Here is an 18,826-nt window from a genome sequence, read left to right on the forward strand (position 1 = left end):
ATCACTCGACACGAAAGGAACGACATGATCGAACGAAACATGGTCTCCACGACTTTCGATTTGCCCGGCTACACCGTCGACGGCTCGCTTGGCATCGTGCGCGGCATCATCGTGCGCTCGCGTTCGGTGGTGGGCGCGATAGGCGCGGGGCTGCAGACGATCTTCGGCGGCAATATCTCGCTGTACACGTCGCTGTGCGAGCGGGCGCGGCGGGACGCGTACGAGCGCATGGTCGCGGAAGCCGAGACGCTCGGCGCGAACGCTGTCATCGGCATGCGTTACGATGCGACCGAGATCGGCTCGGGCGTCACGGAAGTGCTCTGTTACGGCACGGCAGTGCGCGTGCGCCGCAACGTGTGATCGAAGTGTCCAACTTTAAGTCGATGCCTAAGGAAATGTTATGCGCCTGTTGCTTGCCCTGATCTTGCCGTGGTTCCAGTTCTTCACTATTGGCCGTCCGATAGCGGGCATCATCTGCCTCGTGCTGCAACTGACGATCATCGGCTGGCTGCCCGCCGCGATCTGGTCGGTGTACGCGCTGAGCCAGTACAAGACCGACAGGAAGATCGAAGAAGCGCTCGGCCGGCGCACGTAAGCCGCGCCGTGCGCATGCGGCTCGACTCCATCCGTGGAGCGAGCCACGATATCGTGCTAGTCGTCGACGAACAGCATCGACACATAGAGGATCGTCGACACGATGATGATGCCGACGCCGACGAACACTTTCGTGCGGTTGAATTCAAGCCCGCCGTTGATCGCAACGGCAATGCCGACGACGGCCGACAGCGTGCCGATCGCCGCCAGCACGACGTGCGCCTTGCTCCAGATCATCTTGCGGCGTGCCTGGCGCTTCGGAGAGTTCCAGGGTTCGATTGGCATCGCGGTGAGCGTGCATTCAAACGTGTGGGCTGCCGAAGCCGGCCCGTCTCGCTGCGAGGGCAAGAAGGCCAGACGTCGAAGTCGAGTACCTGTTATTGAATGGGCGTGCCGTCACGCGTGATCTGGATGGCCGTCGCCGACACGTAGTTCGCGCGGACGCTGTCGCCGACCTTGATCTTGTCGAGCGGCACGTCGGGCGCGACTTGCAGGATCACGCTGCGGTTGGGACCGCGCAGCGTCACCTGGCGCTTCTTGTGATCGATCTTCTGCACGGTCGCGACCACTTCGATGTTCTGCTTCTGCGTCGACGCGCCGCCTTCCACGGGCGTGGTCGATTGCGATTCGACGCGCGAACGCACGCCCTTCGAGTCGACCTTGTCCGCCGACATCAGCAGCGCGCCCTTGTACGAGATGTGCACCTGATCGCCGACCTTCAGCTTCTTCACGTCGCCGACATCGGGATCGACTTCCACGATCATCGAGTTGCCGCGCGGGCCGCGGATCGTCACCTCGTTTCTGTCGGTGTCGATATGCGTGATGCGCGCCGTCACTTCGGCGACGGCAGCGGTGCCGACCGCGTTCCCAGCGGGCGACGATGCCGGATTGTCCTGCGCGCGAGCGTCGATGGCGGGCGCGGCCAGCGCCGCGCAAGCCGCTGCGATGGCCAGAATGCGAATCGAACCGCAAACTACACGTTGCATGTGAGACTCCTCGTTCGTGCGTTGAGTGGGCCAATCGTCCTGTGCGGGGGCCGTGGCGGTTTAGTGGTCACGCAGTTTCGGTCGCGTGGCTTGCTGCCTTCTGTCTCGCGTCGTCGTACACGCGGCGCCGTTCCGCCTCAACCAGCATCCGCTTGCGCTTGATCGACTGCCGGTGAATGGGCGGCCCCATCACGGCCACGTAGTCGTTGTAGCGATGCTTCTGGAAACGGCGGAAAAAGTCAGGGCCGGGCAGGCCGTTGCTGAGCGCAAGCAACACGCCGTAGTCGATCGTCGATACTTCCCCGAGCGAGGCAATGGCTCGCTCCAGCGCGTCATAGCGCGCAGTGAGCGGATCGCTCGCGCCGAACATCGCGTGAAATCGCTGATAGGTAAGCAGCCGCTCGTGCTCGGCGGCGCGTCGCAACGCCACGACGATACGATCAACCCGTTCCGCTTCCATGTTGCCCTCCGCGCGTGAGATTTCGCCGTCGCGTAAGGAATCAAATGCCGCGCGACGGGCGTGTTGCAAATAGTCCGCTTTGCCTTTTATCAGTGAAGCTGTTTTATTGCCAATATGGCCTGATGTAATTTGCGCATTTTGTTTTTTAAAGCAATCGCTCGTCGCTTTTCAAAAAGCAAATAAAACAGGCGCGACGGATTATGCCCGCTGGTTTGCAACAGGCCGACGGCTAAGGTATTGCGCTGAAATAAACGCATTGCCGCACAACGTGCTTCTTATGAAAATGGAGCAGGCACACGTACAGGCTGTGGACCGTATGGCTCGAGTCGATGCGATGCAGTAATGGTTACAGCATGCTAGCAAACGATTTCGGCAAGTTCAAGAAAACATCCGGACACCCAAAGATTGCGAGGCGTTTATTGTTTACCAAAATAGACACAGATTTTCTTTTGTTGGATATCCCGCAATAAAATCGCTAAATGATTTTTCAGTGCTCATGAAATTTCACGGGCGAGAGACACAGGCGGTCTCTAAAGATATATCGGTCTTTTAAATGCTTTGCATTTGTTGCGCCATGTCCGTCATCTGGCGACCCGGGCGTTCGTGTTCTGACCATCGACGAGGTCGCTCATGCCTTCACGAAACGAGGAATTGCCGACCGTCATGCGCAGACTCGCCGCGGGCAGGATGCTGATGGAAGGCGCGTCGATCAGCGACGTCGCGGCGCAACTGCACATCTCCGAAAACACCGTGCGCAAATATCGCGCGCTGCTGAACGAGGGCGGGCTGGATTCGTTGAGGCAGCTGAGCGTGGGCGGCCGTTCTTCGGTGCTCGACGAAGCGGCGATGCAATGGATCGCTTCCGCGTTGAGCGGCCCCGCGAGCGTTCACGGCTTCCCGTCCGACGCGTGGACCAGCAACCGTCTGCGCGAACTGATACGGGCACAGTTCGGCGTCAGCTACTCGCGTGTCTATACGTGGCAGATCGCGACCAATCTCGGGCTCGGGCACCGGCTTACGAAGTCACGCAAATAGTCGTGCGACAGGCCCCTTGAGCGGCCTTCAGCGCGGCTTTCAGTGCGGCCTTCCAGCGCGGCCTTCAGCGCGCAGAGGGCAGCAACTCGCCCCATGCGAGGAGAATCTTCTGGATGCTGCGCGCGTACGAGTCGCGCTCTTTCGGCGACTCCGAGTGATACGCGCCGATCGCGCGCCACGTGTTGCCGTACTTGACCATCTTCTGCTTGATCAGCCACGCGGCGACATAGATGTTCACGCATGCATCGGTGAGCGCGCGATGCGGAATGCCGAGGCGCTTCAGGTCGCTGAAATGAACGGAGTTGATCTGCAATTGCCCGACGTCGATCGAGCCGTTTGCGTTGCGATTGATCGCGCTCGCGTCGCCCTTCGATTCGTGCCAAGCGACCGCGCGCAGAATCAGCGGATTGACGCCTTGATAGGCGGCTGCCTGTTCGAAGCAGTCGTCGGCACGCGCGATGTCGCATGTCAGCGACGACACGCACAACGCGAGCGCGGCGAGCGCGCCTTTGAGCAGATGGCGCGAACGGCGCGTCGCAAGAAGCCGGTGAGTGGACACATGAGTGGACACGACAGGATGCTCCGTTGCGGTTATTTCGCCATTGCGAGTTCGAGCTGCTTTTCGACCGAGCGCAGATACGTGCGCGAAGCGTCGGAGACGACGAGGCGCGCCGCGGGCACCGTGGGCCTCACGTCGGCGACGACGCGCGCCTTGCGCTTTTTCGCGGTGCGCTTCGGCACGACGGGCTCCTCATCGTCGTCGGAGGCGGGCGGCAGCATCGAAAGCGTCGGCAGCGGCGGATAGACCTTGTCGGCAGCGGGCGCGCCGGACATGGCCGGCGCAACGTTCGCGCTGCCTGCCGACAGCGTGCCGGCGACGGCCGGCTGGCCGGCGTGAGCGGCCTGGCTTAGGCCGGCGAGCACGAGGCTCGCCGCGAGGAGAGCGGTCCTGAACATGGCGAGGCCTTCCTTCATGGTGTCGCGGAGAGTGTCGCTGAGGTTGGCCTGATCGACACGCTATACGGCTGGTTCGCGCCCGCCGTCAGGTTCTCCAGGCTGATCTTCGCCGGATGCTGCGGCGGCACGCCTCGCCAGATGGCCTGATTCAGATACGGCAGGTCCTGGCCGAGGGCGGTGACGAGGATCGTCGTCGGCTGCTTTTGCGAGGCGGCGAGCGCGCCCGCCTTGGCGAGCACGGCCGACAGTTGCGGATCGCGGGCGCCGAGCGCATCGGGCGGAATCGTGAAGCTGATGAGGTCGGCCGACACGGGCGGCTTGTCTGCCTGCGATGCCGTGTTCGTGGGCAATTGCGCGCAACCGGCCAGCGCGACGAGAACCATACAAAACGCAAGCTGCTTCACGAACCGCTCCCAGAAGTCGTTGACGCTACATCGGTTTGTCGGCACGGCCGCGGCGAACTTGATATGCGCTCCGCAAACGTTTGGCAAATCGGGAAAGTTGACTCAGGAACGCTCGTCGTCTGGAAACTCTGACCGTCGAAGGCGCGGAAAAACGGTGAGGTTGCCTCGCGCGTCTTCAGCGGGGTGGCGGGCGCGCGTCTTCGGCGCACCCAGGGGTTTTCACCACTTTGCGAGCGACGAAGTGTGACAAGCTCGCGACACTGCCGCCGAACACATTCGGTGTAACACAGTAGTGAAACACAGCGGCTTCAGCATAGCGTCCCCATCATCCGGCCTCACGGCTTTCAGCTTGCGAACAACGACATGGCAGCGGATTTCATCTGGCGGCTACTCGCCGCGTTTGCGTGCGGCGTCGCGATCGGTCTGGAACGGCAGATGCGCCAGCGCACGGCCGGGCTGCGCACGATCACGCTGGTGGCGAGCGGCGCGTGCCTGTTCGTCACGCTCGGCATGCTGACGGGCAACGGCGTCGCGGGCGTCACGCAGATTGCTGCGTACGTGGTGTCGGGCGTCGGCTTTCTGGGCGGCGGCGTGATCATGCGCGACAAGGGATCGATCCAGGGCATCAACACGGCGGCGACGCTGTGGTGCTCGGCCGCCGTCGGCGTGCTGTGCGGCGCGGGTCATTACGGGCCGGCGCTCGCGGGCACCATCGTCGTGCTCGCGACCAATACGCTGCTGCGCGAAGTGAGCCGCGCGATCAACGCGACGCCTGTGTCGAACGCGGATCTCGTGCGCGAGTATGTGCTGACGGTCGTGTGCCGCGAACAGGATGAGATCCACATTCGCACGCTGCTGTCGAACTCGATGTACTCGCAGCCTTTGTCGTTTCAGAGCTTGACGAGCCAGGACTTCGACGACGATCCGACGCGTATCGAAGTGACGGCGACGTTGCGCCTGCATCCAAAGGACCAGGGGAAGCTCGAGCTGATGGCGAGCCGCATCAGCATGGAGAAGGGCGTGTCGAGCATCAGCTGGTCAGCGAGGGAAGCCGAGCCGACGCCAGAGTGAGAAAGCGCATTGCAAGGCGCTGCGCGAAGCACGGCAACGCGCTGCTCGCCAACGAACCCTCGCGAGACACGCGATGCGCGTCCGGAGTATCGTGGGCGGCACGGCAGGGTGACATGCTTGCTTCTCAACGCGAAGCGCGACGGCTTCGCTTCTTCTCAGGAGATTGCAATGGCCAAGGTTCTCGTTCTCTATTACTCGTCGTACGGGCACATCGAAAAGATGGCCGAAGCAATGGCCGAAGGCGCGCGCAGTGCGGGCGCGCAGGTCGACATCAAGCGCGTGCCGGAGACCGTTCCCGAAGAGGTCGCGAAGAAGGCGCACTTCAAGCTCGATCAGCAGGCGCCCGTCGCGACGGTGGCGGATCTCGAGCAATACGATGCGATCGTCGTCGGCACGCCGACGCGTTATGGACGCATCTCGTCGCAAATGGCCGCGTTTCTCGATCAGACGGGCGGACTATGGATGCGCGGCGCGCTGAACGGCAAAGTGGGCGCGGCATTCTCATCGACGGCGACGCAGCACGGCGGGCAGGAGACAACGCTCTTCTCGGTCATCACGAACCTGATGCACCTTGGGCTGATCATCGTGGGCTTGCCGTACAGCCATCAGGGGATGATGAACATGACGGAGATCGTCGGCGGCGCTCCGTATGGCGCAACGACGATTGCGTCGAGCGACGGCTCGCGCCAACCCAGTGCGATCGATCTCGAGGGCGCGCGGCATCAGGGCGCAATCGTCGCGAGGACGGCGGCGAAGCTGTTTGGCTGAGCGGCGTTTTTGTTGCAGCCGGTTTGCAGTTGAATTGCAGTTGTTCGATTGCAAATGGAATTGCGGACCGAATGCGCAGCGCACTGAATGCAGTCTGCCGTTCAGTGCGCGAAAGCGCTGGTGTCTGCTTGCCGGGATAACGTTGCAAGCTCAAGCGCTTGACTGCGAGTCATGCGGTCTCGGCGGGCGGCAACGTCAATTGCGCGATTTCAACCGTCTCGAGTTGCTCGAGCACGGCGGGTGCGAGCAGCAGTTTCGCCTTGCGAATGCCCGCGCCCATCACGACCTGCTGACGCTCCATCACGGCGGCATCGACGAGAACGCGCCAGCCCGCAGGCAAGCCGAATGCGGTAATGCCGCCGAACTCCATCGCGCTCTGTTCCGTCGCGACCTCGCGTTGCGCGAACGAAATGCGCTTCGCGCCGAGCGCCGCTTTCACCGCGCCGTTCACGTCGAGGCGCAGCGAGCCGAGCGTCACCAGCGCGGCGAGATGCTCGCCGCCATCCTTCTTGTAGCGAACGACGATCGTGTTCGCGCAGTCTTCCATCGGAAAGCCGTAGCGGGCGCTGAAGTCGGCCGTATCCGATGCATCGTCGGTGACGGAGAACACGACGACGTCGCGGCTTGCGATCGATGCCGCGACGTGCGCGGGAAGATGTGCGCCAATCCGATCGGGCGCGATGATGTCGAGCTTCAGAAGCGGTTCGTGCGAAAGCATGATGGGTGTGAACGATGGAGGACGATGGCAGGGCGCACACATTGTACGATTCCCTGCCGCGTGCCGCTGATCCGCACTTCACTGTGTCACATCGATTTGATGTGCCGATTCAAAGCGATCGCGGACCGCTGCGTCCGCAACCTTCGGAAGCGCAGACTATTTTTCTTCGAGGGCGCAGCTCATCACTCAAGATCGTCGAGGAGTTTGGCGAGAATTATCTGCGACATGTTTCGCGGACGGCTCGAAGGACGGCTGAACGGCCCGTAGACGGCATCGCCACGCACGATCTCCGCGCCCGTCAGCGCGCACACGCCGCGCGAGCGTGCAATGCGGCGCACCCACAGTTGCTCGGTGTAACGACCGGCCGTCGAATCGCGCCACGTAATCGAAACCGACTTTGCGCCGAACCGTTCGACGAATGTGATGACAGCGGCGCTGTGTTCGTCCGATGTCGCCTGCGACCTCGCGCGCTCGGCATTCGCCGTGCGGCGGGCCGCGCGCGCTGCGCATGCGCCGTTGTCGCATTTGTCGGACGATGCGGCCTTGTTGTCCTGAGAAGGGGACTTGCCCAGCCGCGAGATGGTTGTCGTCCACGGATCGCGCAGAGCGGGCTTCGCGGGCGCCGAGCCGCCGCTTGCCGCCTCGCGTCCGACGTCGGCATAGAGCGCCTGTGTGCGGCGCAGTTCGACTTCGGCACTATTGCGCCGGTTTGCGTGTGCGGGACGCCTGGGTTCGGCCGTAGTACCAGTTGCAGTTCCGATCCTGCTCACGTCGACTCCTCTTCAAAAGCACGGCCCTTCGAAGCGGCCATGTCGCACAGACAGAACTTGCGTTCTGCTTCTGACGGCCGCCCGCAGCCGCAAAAGCGGCCACTTGCGCGCGGGCGAAAACGCATGCGCCGCGCGTCGTTGCACCTTGACGGCGAACGAACGGAGCGGCTGCACGCTGCAAGGCAGCGTAGCGGTAAGCTTGTCACGGCCGGCAAAAATGGCCGGTCACATGGGGTGCATGCTAACGGCTTGCTATCGCCGGATAAATGCCGCGGAATTGAACACTCAATTTATCTAATTCAAACAATGAAGCTGCTTCGATGCCGGGCAGGACGCATTCGCTTGCCAGTCGGACGATTCCGTCGATGCATATGCACACGAATCGTGCGCGAACCGCGCAAATGCGCGTCATAGAAGCTACGTCGAACAGGGTCTTGCCTTGACTTCGAAATGCGGGCGTCCATACTCGACTAACGCTTTGGCGCTTCGCCATCCGCTCATTCATCGCAAGGACACGACCGTCATGGACAAGACAGTGAAGGTACCCGGCCCCGATCATCCCATCACGATTGCAAAGAGCGGATCGCGCGTCGTAGTGTCCGTGGCGGGGCGCAAGATCGCCGACAGCAACGATGCGCTTTCCTTTCACGAAGCGTCCTATCCCGAGGTGCTCTACATTCCGCGCAAGGATGTCGACATGTCGCTGCTCGAACGCACCGATCATTCGACGTATTGCCCGTATAAAGGCGAGTGCAGCTACTACAGCATTCCCATCGGCGGCGAGCGCTCGGTCAATGCCGTGTGGACTTACGAAAGCCCCTACGATGCCGTTGCATCGATCAAGGAACATGTAGCGTTCTATCGCGATCGCGTGGATTCGTTCGAGGTGAGCGCGCAATAAAAGAACCCGCGAATGGACCGCTATCGCTGCGGTTCATTTATTTGCAGATGAAAGGCTCCGGTTCTCAGGACGCAGTGCCGGCGTGCATCATCGGCGTTTGAACGTCTTCGACGGTCCGATCACGCGTGACATGAATGACAAAGATAAAGCGCGCGTGAACCAATGCGCTTCATGATCGCGCGCGCATTCAGGCAATCGATATGAAACGCCGAAAAGCCGCATGCGCGCACGCTTTCGCGGCAGGATGCAGACAGCGTCAAATGACGATCACTTTCTACTGATGTTGCGCAAGGACACAACGCACGTGTCGAAGCCGATGCTCACGCACGGTCTCGCGCGGAGTCCGGATAACGCGACCGTGCTGATCGACGCGGGGCGCGCCGATTTCATCGACCGCGAAATCCGCGATATCGCGACACGCTCGATGCGTTTTGGGGCGATGTACTGCGACGTCAAATCACCGTCGAGCGTTTGCGCTGGCCAGAGCCGGCCGCGCAGGAGGGCGGGCGTTGTTGCCGTCGCCGCGCGACGGGCTAGCGAAGGCGATAAGGCGAAGGAGCGGCGAGGGCGTCGACGGGCGCTCTCGCCGGGGTGAGGTAAGGGTTACTCGGCGATCGAATAGCGCGACGGTCGTGCCGCCTTCACCTCGACGGGCAGTTCGATACGCGCGCTCGCGCCGCGGATGAAGAAGACCGCGCACAACGCCACCAGGGTCCAGACGCAAAAGATAACGGTCAAAGCGCTCATTTCAGATCATTCCAGTAAAACAGGACTGCGGTTACGTACTGCTCGTCCGGCTGCGATAGCTACCAGTCAATGCACGGTGTGATGGTCTGTGCCGTCGAACAAAAGCTCGTCGATCAGGCGCGTGGCCAGTTCCAGCTGTTTTTCGAGCGACATGCGCGCCAGTTCCGCGCTCGCCGCGTCGCCGCGCGCCACGGCGGCGTGCGCCTGGGTGGCAAGGCGCAGCACGGTGTCCGAGGCGAGTTGCAGGCCGCGCATCAGATCCTCCTGCGCGAACTCCGACCCGCTGTTGCATTCCGGCACCGATGCTTCCGGCGAGCCGGTCTCGAACTCACGATTTCTGTTGTATCGGTAAGACATCTCAGGCTCCTCGGTGCACTAGCACGATTGCAGTGTGCGCCGCGGGACTCCTTTTCAATTCGTTGAACAGAGGCCGGTTCTCGACCCATTCCGCCACCATTGCGCCAACCTCGCATTCCGCTGAGCAATCGGTTCGCGAGCAGGCTGGCGATCGCGCGCCGCGATTATCCGGCTATGCACACACACGCTCTCTTTTCCGCTTCGGACGAATAGTAAGCAACTGTTATCGCGCGGTCTGCAAGGGCTGGCCCTGGGTTGCGTCGCCGACCGTTATTGCGCGGGTAATAGTGCACGGCTCCCACGCCCGCTCCGTGGGCGTGTCGTAATGTGCGGTCACAACTGTTTGCGAACAGTTTCTGCAGCGTCTGCTCCAATGTCGCAAGGAGAAGGAGAACGATCATGAAAAAATTACTGACGCTGGCAGCCGTCGTCACCGCGACGATCGGGCTGGGGGGCTGCGTAGTCGCACCGCCTTACGGTTATGCGTATGCGCCGGATTACGGCTATGGCTACGCGCCGGGCTATTACGCGGCACCGTCGGTGAGCGTCGGCGTCGGCTATAGCTGCTGCTGGGGCCACGGCGGATGGGGCCATGGCGGCTGGCATCGGTAAGCGGGGGGCTGCGCGCGCTGATGCGCCGCGCGGGATTGTACGGGAGGAATGCGAAGCGGGTAGCGCGTGAGTGAAGGGTGCGCATCGGGCGTTCGGCGCCACACGTTGCGCTCGCGCACGTGACGGCGGCGCGGCTGCGTCTGAGGTACGATCACGGGGCCGGGCGCGACACACCCGGCTCTCCCCACGCAACGACTCCGCAACGCCACCTACGTTTTCACACCGAGCATGGACTACCGCGTTACCTACGAGCACAGCCTCGCGACCGCCCCCGACGACTTCATCGTGAATGTGCCGTCTCAACTGGTGTCGGATGTGCCGTCGAATGTTCCCCGGGCGCTGCTGCCTGAAGTCATCGAGAAGCTGATTCTCGAACGCTCGCCGCGCATCGGCCGCATTCGCAATCTGAAGCTCATCTGACGCCGCATCTGACGCCGCATCTGACGCCCCGCGTCTGGCTCCAATTCGCCATCTCCTCTTGCGCGGCCGGCTTCCAACGCCGGCCACGTCCGCTTGAAAACGGCTTGCTTGCCCCGCATGTCTGGCTCTCGCCCAATCCGGAGCCTTCTCATGGGAAGCCGTCCCCGTTTTATCGACGATCTGTCGGGCGCCGCGCCGAGCGCCGCTGCCCCGGAATCGTCCGACGACGACGCACTCCTCGACGCCTATTCGCGCACCGTCATCGATGCGCTCGAACGCGTGCGGGCGGCCGTCGTCTTCATCACCGTCGAGCGCCGCGTGCCGGGCGCGCCGGAGCGCCGCGCGCGCGCGGGCACCGGCTCCGGTTTCATCTTCACGCCCGACGGCTATCTGCTCACCAATAGCCACGTCGTGCACGGTGCGACGCATATCCGCGTGCAGCTCGCGGACGGCACGAAGTTCGACGCCGATCTCGTCGGCGATGATCCGCACAGCGATCTGGCCGTGTTGCGCGTCGGCTCGCCGGAGCCGCTGCCGCATGTCGCGCTCGGCGAATCCGGAAAATTACGCGTCGGCCAGATTGCGATTGCAGTCGGCAATCCGCTCGGGCTCGAGCAGACCGTCACGGCGGGCGTCGTGTCCGCGCTCGGCCGCTCGCTGCGCTCGAATTCAGGGCGCATGATCTACGACGTGATCCAGACGGACGCCGCGCTCAATCCCGGCAACTCGGGCGGTCCGCTGATCAATTCGGCGGGGCAGGTGATCGGCGTGAACACGGCGATCATTCCGGGCGCGCAGTCGATCAGCTTCGCGACGGCCATCGACACCGCCAAGTGGGTCATCATGCAGATCTTCGCGCATGGCCGCGTGCGGCGCGCGTATATCGGCGTGGCCGGGATGACGATGGCATTGCCGCGCCGCGTGCAGCGCTATTTCGATCTGACCTCGGACAGCGGCGTGCGCGTGATGGAGATCGTCAAGGGCAGCCCCGCCGCATCGGGCGGCCTGCGCACCGACGATACGATCGTCGCGATCGACGGGCAGATCGTCGATGGCGTCGATACGTTGCAGCGTGCGCTCGACGGCACGAAGATCGGCCGCGCGGTGAACGTGAGCGTGCTGCGCGGCACGCAGCGGGTCGAACTGACGGTGACGCCCGTCGAGCAGACGGCTTAAAGCGGCCTAAAACAGCTGCCGCTGGCCCGACGCGAGCGTCGTGAAGTCGTCGCGCAGCAACGGCAGGATCGCGTCGGCGACGGGCTGGAGCTGGCGCGTCAGGTAGTGCTCGTAGTCGATGTCCGAGCGCAGCGTTTCGAGCGGTTCGGGGCCGCCGCTCGTCATCACGTAGCTGATCCAGCCGCCGTTCTGATACTGCAACGGGCGGCCGCGCTGCCGGTTGAATTCGTCGGCGGTGCGCGCGGCGCGCACATGCGGCGGCACGTTGCGCTCGTAGTCGGAGAGCGGCCGGCGCAGCCGCTTGCGATAGACGAGCAGATCGTCGAATTCGCCCGCGAGCGTGCGCCGCACGTAATCGCGCACGTAATCGCGATACGGCTGCTGCTTGAAGATGCGCAGATACAGTTCCTGCTGGAAGCGCTGCGCGAGCGGCGTCCAGTCGGTGCGCACGGTTTCCAGCCCCTTGTAGACGACTTCCTCGCTGCCGTCGGCGGCCACTGTCAGGCCCGCGTAGCGCTTCTTGCTGCCTTCTTCTGCGCCGCGCACGGTCGGCATGAAAAAGCGCTTGTAGTGCCGCTCGAATTGCAGTTCGAGCGCGCTTTCCAGTCCGAAGCGCTCGCGCACGTGATCGCGCCACCACGCGTTGATCTTGCCGACCAGTTCGCGTCCGATGCGCGCCGCGTCTTCTTCGTCATGCGCGTGCTTGAGCCACACGAAGGTCGAATCGGTATCGCCGTAGATCACTTCGTAGCCGCTCGCTTCGATCAGTTCGCGCGTGCGATGCATGATCTCGTGGCCGCGCATCGTGATCGACGATGCGAGCCGCGGATCGAAGAAGCGGCAGCCCGTCGAGCCGAGCACGCCGTAGAACGCATTCATGATGATCTTCAGCGCTTGCGACAGCGGCTTGTTTTTCTCGCGCTTGGCGGCTTCGCGTCCTTCCCACACCTGAGCGACGATCGACGGCAGGCAGTGGCGCGTGCGCGAAAAGCGCGCGCCGAGAAAGCCGGGCACGGAATGCGCGTCGTCGGGATGGCGCACGCCATCGACGAGGCCGACGGGATCGATCAGAAACGTACGGATGATCGACGGATACAGGCTCTTGTAGTCGAGCACGAGCACGGAATCGTAGAGGCCGGGCTTCGAGTCCATCACGAAGCCGCCGGGGCTCGCCGCGCCCGCGACGTCGCCGAGATTCGGCGCGACGTAGCCGAGCCGGTGCATGCGCGGCATGTACAGATGCGTGAACGCCGCGACCGATCCGCCGCTGCGATCGGCGGGCAGTCCCGTGACGGTCGCGCGTTCGAGCAGGAAGGGCAGCAGCTCCGTCTTCTCGAAGATGCGCGTGACGAGCTCGCAGTCCTTCAGGTTGTAGCGGGCGAGCGCGGGCTTGTCTTCGTCGAAGCGGCGCTGGATTTCGTCCATCCGCTGATACGGATTGTCGATCGCCTTGCCCTCGCCGAGCACCGCTTGCGCGACGTATTCGAGGCTGAACGACGGAAAGCTCCACGTCGCGGAACGCAGCGCCTCGATGCCGTCGATGATCAGCCGCCCCGCCGCGCCCGCGAAGAAATGGTTCTGCTTGAGGCCGTGCTCGCGCCATTCCATCACCGCGCCGCCGCGTCCGATGCGCAGCGGCACGCCATGTTCTTCCGCTGTATCGCGCAGCACCTTCAGGTCGAACTGCACGAGATTCCAGCCGATGATCGCATCGGGATCATGCTGCTCGAACCAGTCGATCAGCCGCTCGATCAGTTGCGCGCGCGTGTCGCAATACTCGAGTGCGAAGTCGACGTCCGGGCCCTCGGCGTTCCGCGGGCCGAGCATGTACACCTGACGTTGTCCGCAGCCTTCGAGCGCAATCGAATACAGCTCGGCGCGCGCGCTGGTTTCGATGTCGAGCGACACGAGCTTGAGCTGCGGACGATAGCCGCTCGCGGATTTCATGTCGACGTTCAGCAGCGGACCGCCAGCGGGGTTCGGCTCGCCGCCGAACAGCACGGGCGCGGTGATGAACCGCTCCATCATGTAGCGCTCGTGCGGAAACACATCGGCTTCGTACACGTCGACGCCGCCCTGCTTCAGCCGCTTTTCGAGCGCGATGAGCTGCCGGTATTGCGGGCAATACAGCCCCAGCACAGGACGATGTTGGAAATCGCACAGGTCGAGTTCGCGCAATTCGACGTTCTTTTCACGATGCAACACGGCTTGCGCGCGCTCGCGCTGCGCGGCGGGAATGAACGCGACGCACGGCTGCGGGCGCAGGCGGACGTGGCGCGGACCGTCGTCGGTGGCGAGCCAGAACTCGATTTCCGTCCCGGCGGCCGTATCGCGCCAATGGCGGGTGAGAAGAAATCCCTGTTGAAGCTCGGACAAGCTGGAAACCCCTGCGCGGATACTTTTTGCAGCCATTCTACCCGCGACAGAAGGCGCGCGCCGGGCGCTTTCCCTTGTCTGGCGGGCGTTCGGGCCACGTGTTCGCCTGGTTGATAGAAAATCTAAATTGGTCGAATCGTAACAATCAAATTTATTAAATTCGGTGTCTTCTTCATACTTCAATCCAACGCAGCACCCAACCCAACTCAACCGAAGAGGACGCATCAGATGCCGATCATCAACAGCCAGGTCAAACCGTTCAAGGCCACCGCATACCACAACGGCGATTTCGTGACCGTCACCGACGAGAGCTTCAAGGGCAAGTGGTCCGTCGTCGTGTTCTATCCGGCCGACTTCACTTTCGTGTGCCCGACCGAACTGGGCGATCTGGCCGATCGCTACGAAGAGTTCAAGAAAATCGGTGTTGAAATCTATAGCGTGTCGACGGATACGCATTTCACGCACAAGGCATGGCACGACACGTCGGACACGATCGGGAAGATCAAGTACCCGATGATCGCTGACCCGACGCTCGCGATCTCGCGCAACTTCGACGTGCTGATCGAAGAAGAAGGCCTGGCGCTGCGCGGCACGTTCGTGATCAACCCGGAAGGCGAGATCAAGCTGTGCGAAATCCACGACAACGGCATCGGCCGTGATGCAGGCGAACTGCTGCGCAAGGTGCAGGCTGCGCAATACATCGCGGCGCATCCGGGCGAAGTCTGCCCCGCCAAGTGGACGCCCGGCGCTGAAACGCTGACGCCGTCGCTGGACCTCGTCGGCAAGATCTAAGCCGCCCGTCCGCTAATACCCACGCGCTATTGGCTGTACCTCTGCTTTCTGCGGCGCCACTCATGAAGTGGCGCCGCGTGAAGCAGTCCGCAAGGTCACGCCTTGCGAACTGCTTTACTGCCGTGCGTCCGCTTTGTCGAAAAAGCGCGCAGCGCACGAATCAAACACCCATTCCCATCTCGCCACGGACCCTAAACGCCATGCTCGACGCGAATCTCAAGACCCAACTCAAAGCCTACCTCGAGAAAGTCAGCCGTCCCATCGAGATCGTCGCTTCGATCGACGACAGCGCGAAATCGCATGAACTGATCGCGCTGCTGAACGACATCGCATCGCTGTCGGACCGCGTGAGCGTGATCGAGCGCCGCGGCGACGACGAGCGCAAGCCGTCGTTTTCGATCGGCGAGCCGGGCAAGGCTGCCGGCATCCGCTTCGCCGGCATTCCGATGGGCCACGAGTTCACGTCGCTGGTGCTCGCGCTGCTGCAAACGGGCGGCCATCCGATCAAGCTCGACGATGCCGTGATCCAGCAGATCCGTGAACTCGACGGCGACTATGCGTTCGAGACGTACTTCTCGCTGTCGTGCCAGAACTGCCCGGAAGTCGTGCAGGCGCTCAACATCATGGCGCTGATCAACCCGCGCATCCGCCACACGGCGATCGACGGCGCGGTGTTCCAGAACGAAGTCGAGTCGCGTCAGATCATGGCCGTGCCGACGATGTTCCTGAACGACGAAGTATTTGGCCAGGGCCGCAGCGGCGTGAAGGAGATTCTCGCGAAGCTCGACACCGACGCCGGCGCGCGCGCCGCGAAGGAATTGGAGAAGAAGCCGGTGTTCGACGTGCTGATCGTCGGCGGCGGTCCCGCGGGTGCGGCGGCTGCGATCTACTCGGCGCGCAAGGGCATCAAGACGGGTGTGGTCGCGGAACGCTTCGGCGGCCAGGTGCTCGATACGCTCGCGATCGAAAACTTCGTCTCGGTGCAGGAGACGGAAGGACCGAGGTTCGCGACGGCGCTCGAACAGCACGTGAAGAGCTATGAAGTCGACGTGATGGACGTGCAGCGCGCCGAAGCGCTGACTCCGGGCCGCATCAACGAAGTGCGCCTCGCGAGCGGCGCAGTGCTGAAGGCGAAGACGATCGTGCTGGCGACGGGCGCGCGCTGGCGCGAGATCGGCGTGCCGGGCGAGCGCGAGTACCGCAATCACGGCGTCGCGTACTGCCCGCATTGCGACGGCCCGCTCTTCAAGGGCAAGCGCGTCGCGGTGATCGGCGGCGGCAACTCGGGCGTCGAAGCGGCGATCGATCTGGCGGGTATCGTGAGCCAGGTGACGCTGATCGAATTCGGCGCAACGCTGCGCGCCGACGAAGTGCTGCAACGCAAGCTGCGCAGCCTCGCAAACGTGATCGTGATCACGCAGGCGCAAACCACGGAAATCACGGGCGACGGCAAGAAGGTCAACGGCTTGACCTATACGGACCGTGCGTCGGGCGAGTCGAAGCATGTCGAGCTTGAAGGCGTGTTCGTGCAGATCGGCCTCGTGCCGAACACCGAATGGCTGAAGGGCACGGTCGAACTGTCGAAGCACGGCGAGATCGTCGTCGACGCGAAGGGCGCGACCTCGGTGTCCGGCGTGTTCGCGGCCGGCGACGTGACGACGGTGCCGTTCAAGCAGATCGTGATCGCCGTGGGCGAGGGCGCGAAGGCATCGCTGGCGGCGTTCGATCATCTGATCCGTACGAGCGTCGACGATGTGGAAGAGGTGCAGGCGGCGGAACTGGCCGAGGCCTGATCGACGGGTTCGCGAATCGATCGGTGGACGGGCTAGCTTCGGCTAGTCCGTTTTCGTTTGCGCGGGCCCGATGCGCGGGCGCGCTCGTTGGAAGCGCCGCCGTCGGCTGCTGCGAAGTCATGTCGCACGGTTGTGGCTGTTGCGAGCACTATCATGGATGGTGGTCCCGATCTGCACAAATCGATTCGACAATGGCAAAGAAAATTCCACTGCATCCGAAGCACCCTGAACGGATCTGCTGGGGATGCGATCATTACTGCCCTAAAGATTCGATGCAGTGTGGCAACGGGTCAAGCAGAACGCAGCATCCCATCGAACTGCTTGGCGACGACTGGTACACGGTGGGCGACTGGGGCATCGAAGTTCCTGAAGAAACGAACGAATGGCATCGCGTGGCACAGTAGATCGCATCGTCAACGCGTTCGCAAACTCATCTCCTCCTGCACGGCCAGCGCGCTCAATACGCCAGCAAACCTTCGCTTCGTTTGTCCACGTCATCAATCTGTATTCCTTTCCCATCGGGCGCCGATGAAATAAAGGCGCATCGTCGTTCGTTCGCTTGACCAATCTTGACAGTAACGGCCAATCCTCTGTGCTACCGTTTTTGGCTATCTATTCGGAATGCGAATGGAATAGTGAAGACACAAAGTTCGCAATTTCACCGGAAATTCATAGAGGAGAAAGCTGTTGAAGAATCTCGCAAAACTGACGTTGATCGGCCTCTCGCTGATCACTTTGACGCTGACGGGCTGCGGCAAGAAAGAGCCACATCCGCAGGCCGCCGCACAAGGCGTTGGCGCGGCTGACGAAGAGGTGGTGAAGATCGGCCATGTGGGGCCGCTGACAGGCGGCAGCAGCCATCTCGGCAAGGACAACGAGAACGGCGCGCGTCTCGCTGTGGAAGAGATAATCAAGACGGGGCTCGTGATCGCCGGGCGCAAGGTGCGTCTCGAACTGGACGGCGAAGACGACGCGGCCGACCCCAAGACGGGAACGCAGATCGCGCAGAAGTTCGTCGATGAACACGTCGTCGCGGTGATCGGCCATCTGAACTCGGGCGTCTCGATTCCCGCGTCGCGCATCTACAACGATGCAAACATCGTCGAGATTTCGCCGTCGTCGACCAATCCGGACTATACGAGACAGGGCTACAAAAGCGCGTATCGTGTGGTCGCGACGGATGCGCAGCAGGGGCCCGCGCTGGGCAATTATGCGCTCAAGTCGCTGAATGCGAAGTCGATTGCCGTCGTCGACGATGCGACGGCGTACGGCAAGGGCCTCGCCGACGAGTTCGCGAAAGCGGCGCAGGCGGGCGGCGGACGCATCGTCGCGCGGTAGGCCTCGACCGACAAGGCAACCGATTTCCGCGCCATTCTCACCACCATCAAGAGCGCGCATCCCGACGTCATCATGTTCGGCGGCATGGATTCGGCCGTCGGCCCGTTCATCCGCCAGGCGGCTGCGCTCGGCTTGACCGCCAAGTTGCTGAGCGGCGACGGCGCATGCACGGAGAAAGTGGCGGAACTCGCGGGTGACGCGGTGAACAATCTTGTCTGTTCTGAAGCCAGTCTCGCCGTGTCGCGTATGCCGAAGGGCGCTGAGTTCGAAAAGCGCTTCGAGGCGCGCTTCAATGGGCCGATTCTCTTCAACGCGCCGTTCGCCTACGACGCCGTGTACGTCGTAGCCGACGCGATGAAGCGTGCCAACACGACGGACGCCGCGAAGGTGCTGGGCGCGATCCCTGCCACCGATTACAACGGCGTAATCGGTCACATCGCATTCGATGCGCACGGTGACATGAAGGAAGGCGCGATCACGCTGTATCACTATCAGGACAGGAAGAAGACACTTCTCGATGTCGTGAGGTTCGGCGGCGCGTCGGCCTGAGT

25 protein-coding genes and 1 pseudogene are annotated in these 18,826 nt (G+C 62.7%); 14 read left to right on the forward strand and 12 right to left on the reverse strand.

Annotated features, from left to right (window positions below; translation table 11 throughout):
- Window positions 1-24: 24 nt before the first annotated feature.
- Together AB4Y32_RS16675 and AB4Y32_RS16680 are read left to right on the forward strand one after the other, a co-directional pair.
- A complete protein-coding gene (locus AB4Y32_RS16675) occupies window positions 25-360 on the forward strand; it encodes a YbjQ family protein (protein WP_368722386.1) in 336 nt (111 codons plus the stop codon).
- 40 nt (window positions 361-400) lie between these two features.
- A complete protein-coding gene (locus AB4Y32_RS16680) occupies window positions 401-595 on the forward strand; it encodes a YqaE/Pmp3 family membrane protein (protein WP_087738637.1) in 195 nt (64 codons plus the stop codon).
- 56 nt (window positions 596-651) lie between these two features.
- Here the strand turns inward: AB4Y32_RS16680 and AB4Y32_RS16685 are convergent, their stop codons facing one another.
- The 4 genes from AB4Y32_RS16685 to AB4Y32_RS16700 all read right to left on the reverse strand — a co-directional run bounded on the left by AB4Y32_RS16685 (window position 652) and on the right by AB4Y32_RS16700 (window position 2,297).
- Window positions 652-879 carry a hypothetical protein gene (locus AB4Y32_RS16685; protein ID WP_368722387.1) on the reverse strand — a complete coding sequence of 76 codons (228 nt, stop codon included), beginning with the start codon at window positions 877-879 and terminating at the stop codon, window positions 652-654.
- 92 nt (window positions 880-971) lie between these two features.
- Entirely contained in the window at window positions 972-1,580 is a 609-nt protein-coding gene (locus tag AB4Y32_RS16690; protein WP_368722388.1) for a hypothetical protein, read from the reverse strand.
- Between the two features lie 67 nt (window positions 1,581-1,647).
- A complete protein-coding gene (locus tag AB4Y32_RS16695; RefSeq protein WP_368722389.1) occupies window positions 1,648-2,040 on the reverse strand; it encodes a hypothetical protein in 393 nt (130 codons plus the stop codon).
- Between the two features lie 89 nt (window positions 2,041-2,129).
- A complete protein-coding gene (locus AB4Y32_RS16700) occupies window positions 2,130-2,297 on the reverse strand; it encodes a hypothetical protein (protein ID WP_368722390.1) in 168 nt (55 codons plus the stop codon).
- A 373-nt stretch (window positions 2,298-2,670) separates the two neighbouring features.
- Between AB4Y32_RS16700 and AB4Y32_RS16705 the strand changes: the two genes are divergently transcribed.
- A complete protein-coding gene (locus AB4Y32_RS16705) occupies window positions 2,671-3,075 on the forward strand; it encodes a helix-turn-helix domain-containing protein (protein WP_368722391.1) in 405 nt (134 codons plus the stop codon).
- Window positions 3,076-3,139: 64 nt separating this feature from the next.
- On the opposite strand, the gene AB4Y32_RS16710 is transcribed toward AB4Y32_RS16705, so the two are convergent.
- Genes AB4Y32_RS16710 through AB4Y32_RS16720 form a run of 3 tightly spaced genes read right to left on the reverse strand, consistent with a single transcriptional unit; the run spans window position 3,140 to window position 4,415 of the window.
- Window positions 3,140-3,634 (reverse strand): lytic transglycosylase domain-containing protein, encoded by a 495-nt coding sequence (locus tag AB4Y32_RS16710; protein WP_368722433.1) that lies wholly within the window; start codon window positions 3,632-3,634, stop codon window positions 3,140-3,142.
- A gap of 32 nt (window positions 3,635-3,666) precedes the next feature.
- The gene (locus tag AB4Y32_RS16715; RefSeq protein WP_368722392.1) at window positions 3,667-4,032 is read right to left on the reverse strand and encodes a hypothetical protein; all 366 of its coding nucleotides are present in this window, start codon (window positions 4,030-4,032) and stop codon (window positions 3,667-3,669) included.
- 14 nt (window positions 4,033-4,046) lie between these two features.
- The gene (locus tag AB4Y32_RS16720; RefSeq protein WP_368722434.1) at window positions 4,047-4,415 is read right to left on the reverse strand and encodes a hypothetical protein; all 369 of its coding nucleotides are present in this window, start codon (window positions 4,413-4,415) and stop codon (window positions 4,047-4,049) included.
- A gap of 384 nt (window positions 4,416-4,799) precedes the next feature.
- Here AB4Y32_RS16720 and AB4Y32_RS16725 point away from each other — a divergent pair, with 384 nt between their 5' ends.
- Both AB4Y32_RS16725 and wrbA read left to right on the forward strand, forming a co-directional pair.
- Window positions 4,800-5,507, forward strand: a complete 708-nt coding sequence (locus AB4Y32_RS16725) for an MgtC/SapB family protein (RefSeq protein ID WP_368722393.1) — start codon at window positions 4,800-4,802, stop codon at window positions 5,505-5,507.
- 168 nt (window positions 5,508-5,675) lie between these two features.
- A complete protein-coding gene (wrbA, locus tag AB4Y32_RS16730) occupies window positions 5,676-6,275 on the forward strand; it encodes an NAD(P)H:quinone oxidoreductase (protein ID WP_368722394.1) in 600 nt (199 codons plus the stop codon).
- Window positions 6,276-6,444: 169 nt separating this feature from the next.
- On the opposite strand, the gene AB4Y32_RS16735 is transcribed toward wrbA, so the two are convergent.
- The gene (locus AB4Y32_RS16735; RefSeq protein WP_368722395.1) at window positions 6,445-6,993 is read right to left on the reverse strand and encodes a YbaK/EbsC family protein; all 549 of its coding nucleotides are present in this window, start codon (window positions 6,991-6,993) and stop codon (window positions 6,445-6,447) included.
- A 182-nt stretch (window positions 6,994-7,175) separates the two neighbouring features.
- Window positions 7,176-7,763, reverse strand: coding sequence for a DUF3331 domain-containing protein (locus AB4Y32_RS16740; protein ID WP_368722396.1), 588 nt, complete (start codon window positions 7,761-7,763; stop codon window positions 7,176-7,178).
- 523 nt (window positions 7,764-8,286) lie between these two features.
- Between AB4Y32_RS16740 and AB4Y32_RS16745 the strand changes: the two genes are divergently transcribed.
- Entirely contained in the window at window positions 8,287-8,664 is a 378-nt protein-coding gene (locus tag AB4Y32_RS16745) for a DUF427 domain-containing protein (protein WP_087738629.1), read from the forward strand.
- 304 nt (window positions 8,665-8,968) lie between these two features.
- The gene (locus AB4Y32_RS16750; RefSeq protein ID WP_368722397.1) at window positions 8,969-9,259 is read left to right on the forward strand and encodes a hypothetical protein; all 291 of its coding nucleotides are present in this window, start codon (window positions 8,969-8,971) and stop codon (window positions 9,257-9,259) included.
- A gap of 8 nt (window positions 9,260-9,267) precedes the next feature.
- Here the strand turns inward: AB4Y32_RS16750 and AB4Y32_RS16755 are convergent, their stop codons facing one another.
- Both AB4Y32_RS16755 and AB4Y32_RS16760 read right to left on the reverse strand, forming a co-directional pair.
- Window positions 9,268-9,411, reverse strand: a complete 144-nt coding sequence (locus tag AB4Y32_RS16755; RefSeq protein WP_368722398.1) for a hypothetical protein — start codon at window positions 9,409-9,411, stop codon at window positions 9,268-9,270.
- A 66-nt stretch (window positions 9,412-9,477) separates the two neighbouring features.
- The gene (locus AB4Y32_RS16760) at window positions 9,478-9,666 is read right to left on the reverse strand and encodes a hypothetical protein (RefSeq protein ID WP_368722399.1); all 189 of its coding nucleotides are present in this window, start codon (window positions 9,664-9,666) and stop codon (window positions 9,478-9,480) included.
- Window positions 9,667-10,167: 501 nt separating this feature from the next.
- Between AB4Y32_RS16760 and AB4Y32_RS16765 the strand changes: the two genes are divergently transcribed.
- The 3 genes from AB4Y32_RS16765 to AB4Y32_RS16775 all read left to right on the forward strand — a co-directional run bounded on the left by AB4Y32_RS16765 (window position 10,168) and on the right by AB4Y32_RS16775 (window position 11,976).
- Complete coding sequence (locus AB4Y32_RS16765) at window positions 10,168-10,380, forward strand: hypothetical protein (protein ID WP_087738627.1); 213 nt, start codon at window positions 10,168-10,170, stop codon at window positions 10,378-10,380.
- Between the two features lie 228 nt (window positions 10,381-10,608).
- Complete coding sequence (locus tag AB4Y32_RS16770) at window positions 10,609-10,800, forward strand: hypothetical protein (protein ID WP_087738626.1); 192 nt, start codon at window positions 10,609-10,611, stop codon at window positions 10,798-10,800.
- 150 nt (window positions 10,801-10,950) lie between these two features.
- On the forward strand, window positions 10,951-11,976 hold the full coding sequence (locus tag AB4Y32_RS16775) for a S1C family serine protease (RefSeq protein ID WP_368722400.1): 1,026 nt from the start codon (window positions 10,951-10,953) through the stop codon (window positions 11,974-11,976).
- A gap of 6 nt (window positions 11,977-11,982) precedes the next feature.
- Here AB4Y32_RS16775 and AB4Y32_RS16780 read toward each other — a convergent pair whose 3' ends face one another.
- On the reverse strand, window positions 11,983-14,352 hold the full coding sequence (locus AB4Y32_RS16780; protein ID WP_368722401.1) for a DNA polymerase II: 2,370 nt from the start codon (window positions 14,350-14,352) through the stop codon (window positions 11,983-11,985).
- A 228-nt stretch (window positions 14,353-14,580) separates the two neighbouring features.
- On the opposite strand from AB4Y32_RS16780, the gene ahpC reads away from it, so the two are divergent.
- From ahpC to AB4Y32_RS16800, 4 genes and pseudogenes are all read left to right on the forward strand, one after another.
- Window positions 14,581-15,144: an alkyl hydroperoxide reductase subunit C gene (gene ahpC, locus AB4Y32_RS16785; protein WP_368722402.1), complete on the forward strand. Its 564-nt coding sequence runs from the start codon at window positions 14,581-14,583 to the stop codon at window positions 15,142-15,144.
- Between the two features lie 200 nt (window positions 15,145-15,344).
- Window positions 15,345-16,937: an alkyl hydroperoxide reductase subunit F gene (gene ahpF / locus AB4Y32_RS16790; protein WP_368722403.1), complete on the forward strand. Its 1,593-nt coding sequence runs from the start codon at window positions 15,345-15,347 to the stop codon at window positions 16,935-16,937.
- 191 nt (window positions 16,938-17,128) lie between these two features.
- A complete protein-coding gene (locus tag AB4Y32_RS16795; protein ID WP_368722404.1) occupies window positions 17,129-17,341 on the forward strand; it encodes a DUF3079 domain-containing protein in 213 nt (70 codons plus the stop codon).
- Between the two features lie 283 nt (window positions 17,342-17,624).
- Window positions 17,625-18,824, forward strand: a pseudogene (locus AB4Y32_RS16800) (branched-chain amino acid ABC transporter substrate-binding protein).
- The last annotated feature ends 2 nt before the right edge of the window (window positions 18,825-18,826 follow it).

It is taken from the genome of Paraburkholderia phymatum (genome assembly GCF_040965635.1).
GTDB lineage: Bacteria > Pseudomonadota > Gammaproteobacteria > Burkholderiales > Burkholderiaceae > Paraburkholderia > Paraburkholderia phymatum_B.

Coding starts and splice junctions, on each gene's coding strand:
- AB4Y32_RS16675 (WP_368722386.1), top strand. CDS start 25: ATGATCGAACGAAACATGGTCTCCACGACTTTCGATTTGCCCGGCTAC.
- AB4Y32_RS16680 (WP_087738637.1), top strand. CDS start 401: ATGCGCCTGTTGCTTGCCCTGATCTTGCCGTGGTTCCAGTTCTTCACT.
- AB4Y32_RS16685 (WP_368722387.1), bottom strand. CDS start 879: ATGCCAATCGAACCCTGGAACTCTCCGAAGCGCCAGGCACGCCGCAAG.
- AB4Y32_RS16690 (WP_368722388.1), bottom strand. CDS start 1,580: ATGCAACGTGTAGTTTGCGGTTCGATTCGCATTCTGGCCATCGCAGCG.
- AB4Y32_RS16695 (WP_368722389.1), bottom strand. CDS start 2,040: ATGGAAGCGGAACGGGTTGATCGTATCGTCGTGGCGTTGCGACGCGCC.
- AB4Y32_RS16700 (WP_368722390.1), bottom strand. CDS start 2,297: ATGCGTTTATTTCAGCGCAATACCTTAGCCGTCGGCCTGTTGCAAACC.
- AB4Y32_RS16705 (WP_368722391.1), top strand. CDS start 2,671: ATGCCTTCACGAAACGAGGAATTGCCGACCGTCATGCGCAGACTCGCC.
- AB4Y32_RS16715 (WP_368722392.1), bottom strand. CDS start 4,032: ATGTTCAGGACCGCTCTCCTCGCGGCGAGCCTCGTGCTCGCCGGCCTA.
- AB4Y32_RS16720 (WP_368722434.1), bottom strand. CDS start 4,415: ATGGTTCTCGTCGCGCTGGCCGGTTGCGCGCAATTGCCCACGAACACG.
- AB4Y32_RS16725 (WP_368722393.1), top strand. CDS start 4,800: ATGGCAGCGGATTTCATCTGGCGGCTACTCGCCGCGTTTGCGTGCGGC.
- wrbA (WP_368722394.1), top strand. CDS start 5,676: ATGGCCAAGGTTCTCGTTCTCTATTACTCGTCGTACGGGCACATCGAA.
- AB4Y32_RS16735 (WP_368722395.1), bottom strand. CDS start 6,993: ATGCTTTCGCACGAACCGCTTCTGAAGCTCGACATCATCGCGCCCGAT.
- AB4Y32_RS16745 (WP_087738629.1), top strand. CDS start 8,287: ATGGACAAGACAGTGAAGGTACCCGGCCCCGATCATCCCATCACGATT.
- AB4Y32_RS16755 (WP_368722398.1), bottom strand. CDS start 9,411: ATGAGCGCTTTGACCGTTATCTTTTGCGTCTGGACCCTGGTGGCGTTG.
- AB4Y32_RS16760 (WP_368722399.1), bottom strand. CDS start 9,666: ATGCGCGGCCTGCAACTCGCCTCGGACACCGTGCTGCGCCTTGCCACC.
- AB4Y32_RS16765 (WP_087738627.1), top strand. CDS start 10,168: ATGAAAAAATTACTGACGCTGGCAGCCGTCGTCACCGCGACGATCGGG.
- AB4Y32_RS16770 (WP_087738626.1), top strand. CDS start 10,609: ATGGACTACCGCGTTACCTACGAGCACAGCCTCGCGACCGCCCCCGAC.
- AB4Y32_RS16775 (WP_368722400.1), top strand. CDS start 10,951: ATGGGAAGCCGTCCCCGTTTTATCGACGATCTGTCGGGCGCCGCGCCG.
- ahpC (WP_368722402.1), top strand. CDS start 14,581: ATGCCGATCATCAACAGCCAGGTCAAACCGTTCAAGGCCACCGCATAC.
- ahpF (WP_368722403.1), top strand. CDS start 15,345: ATGCTCGACGCGAATCTCAAGACCCAACTCAAAGCCTACCTCGAGAAA.
- AB4Y32_RS16795 (WP_368722404.1), top strand. CDS start 17,129: ATGGCAAAGAAAATTCCACTGCATCCGAAGCACCCTGAACGGATCTGC.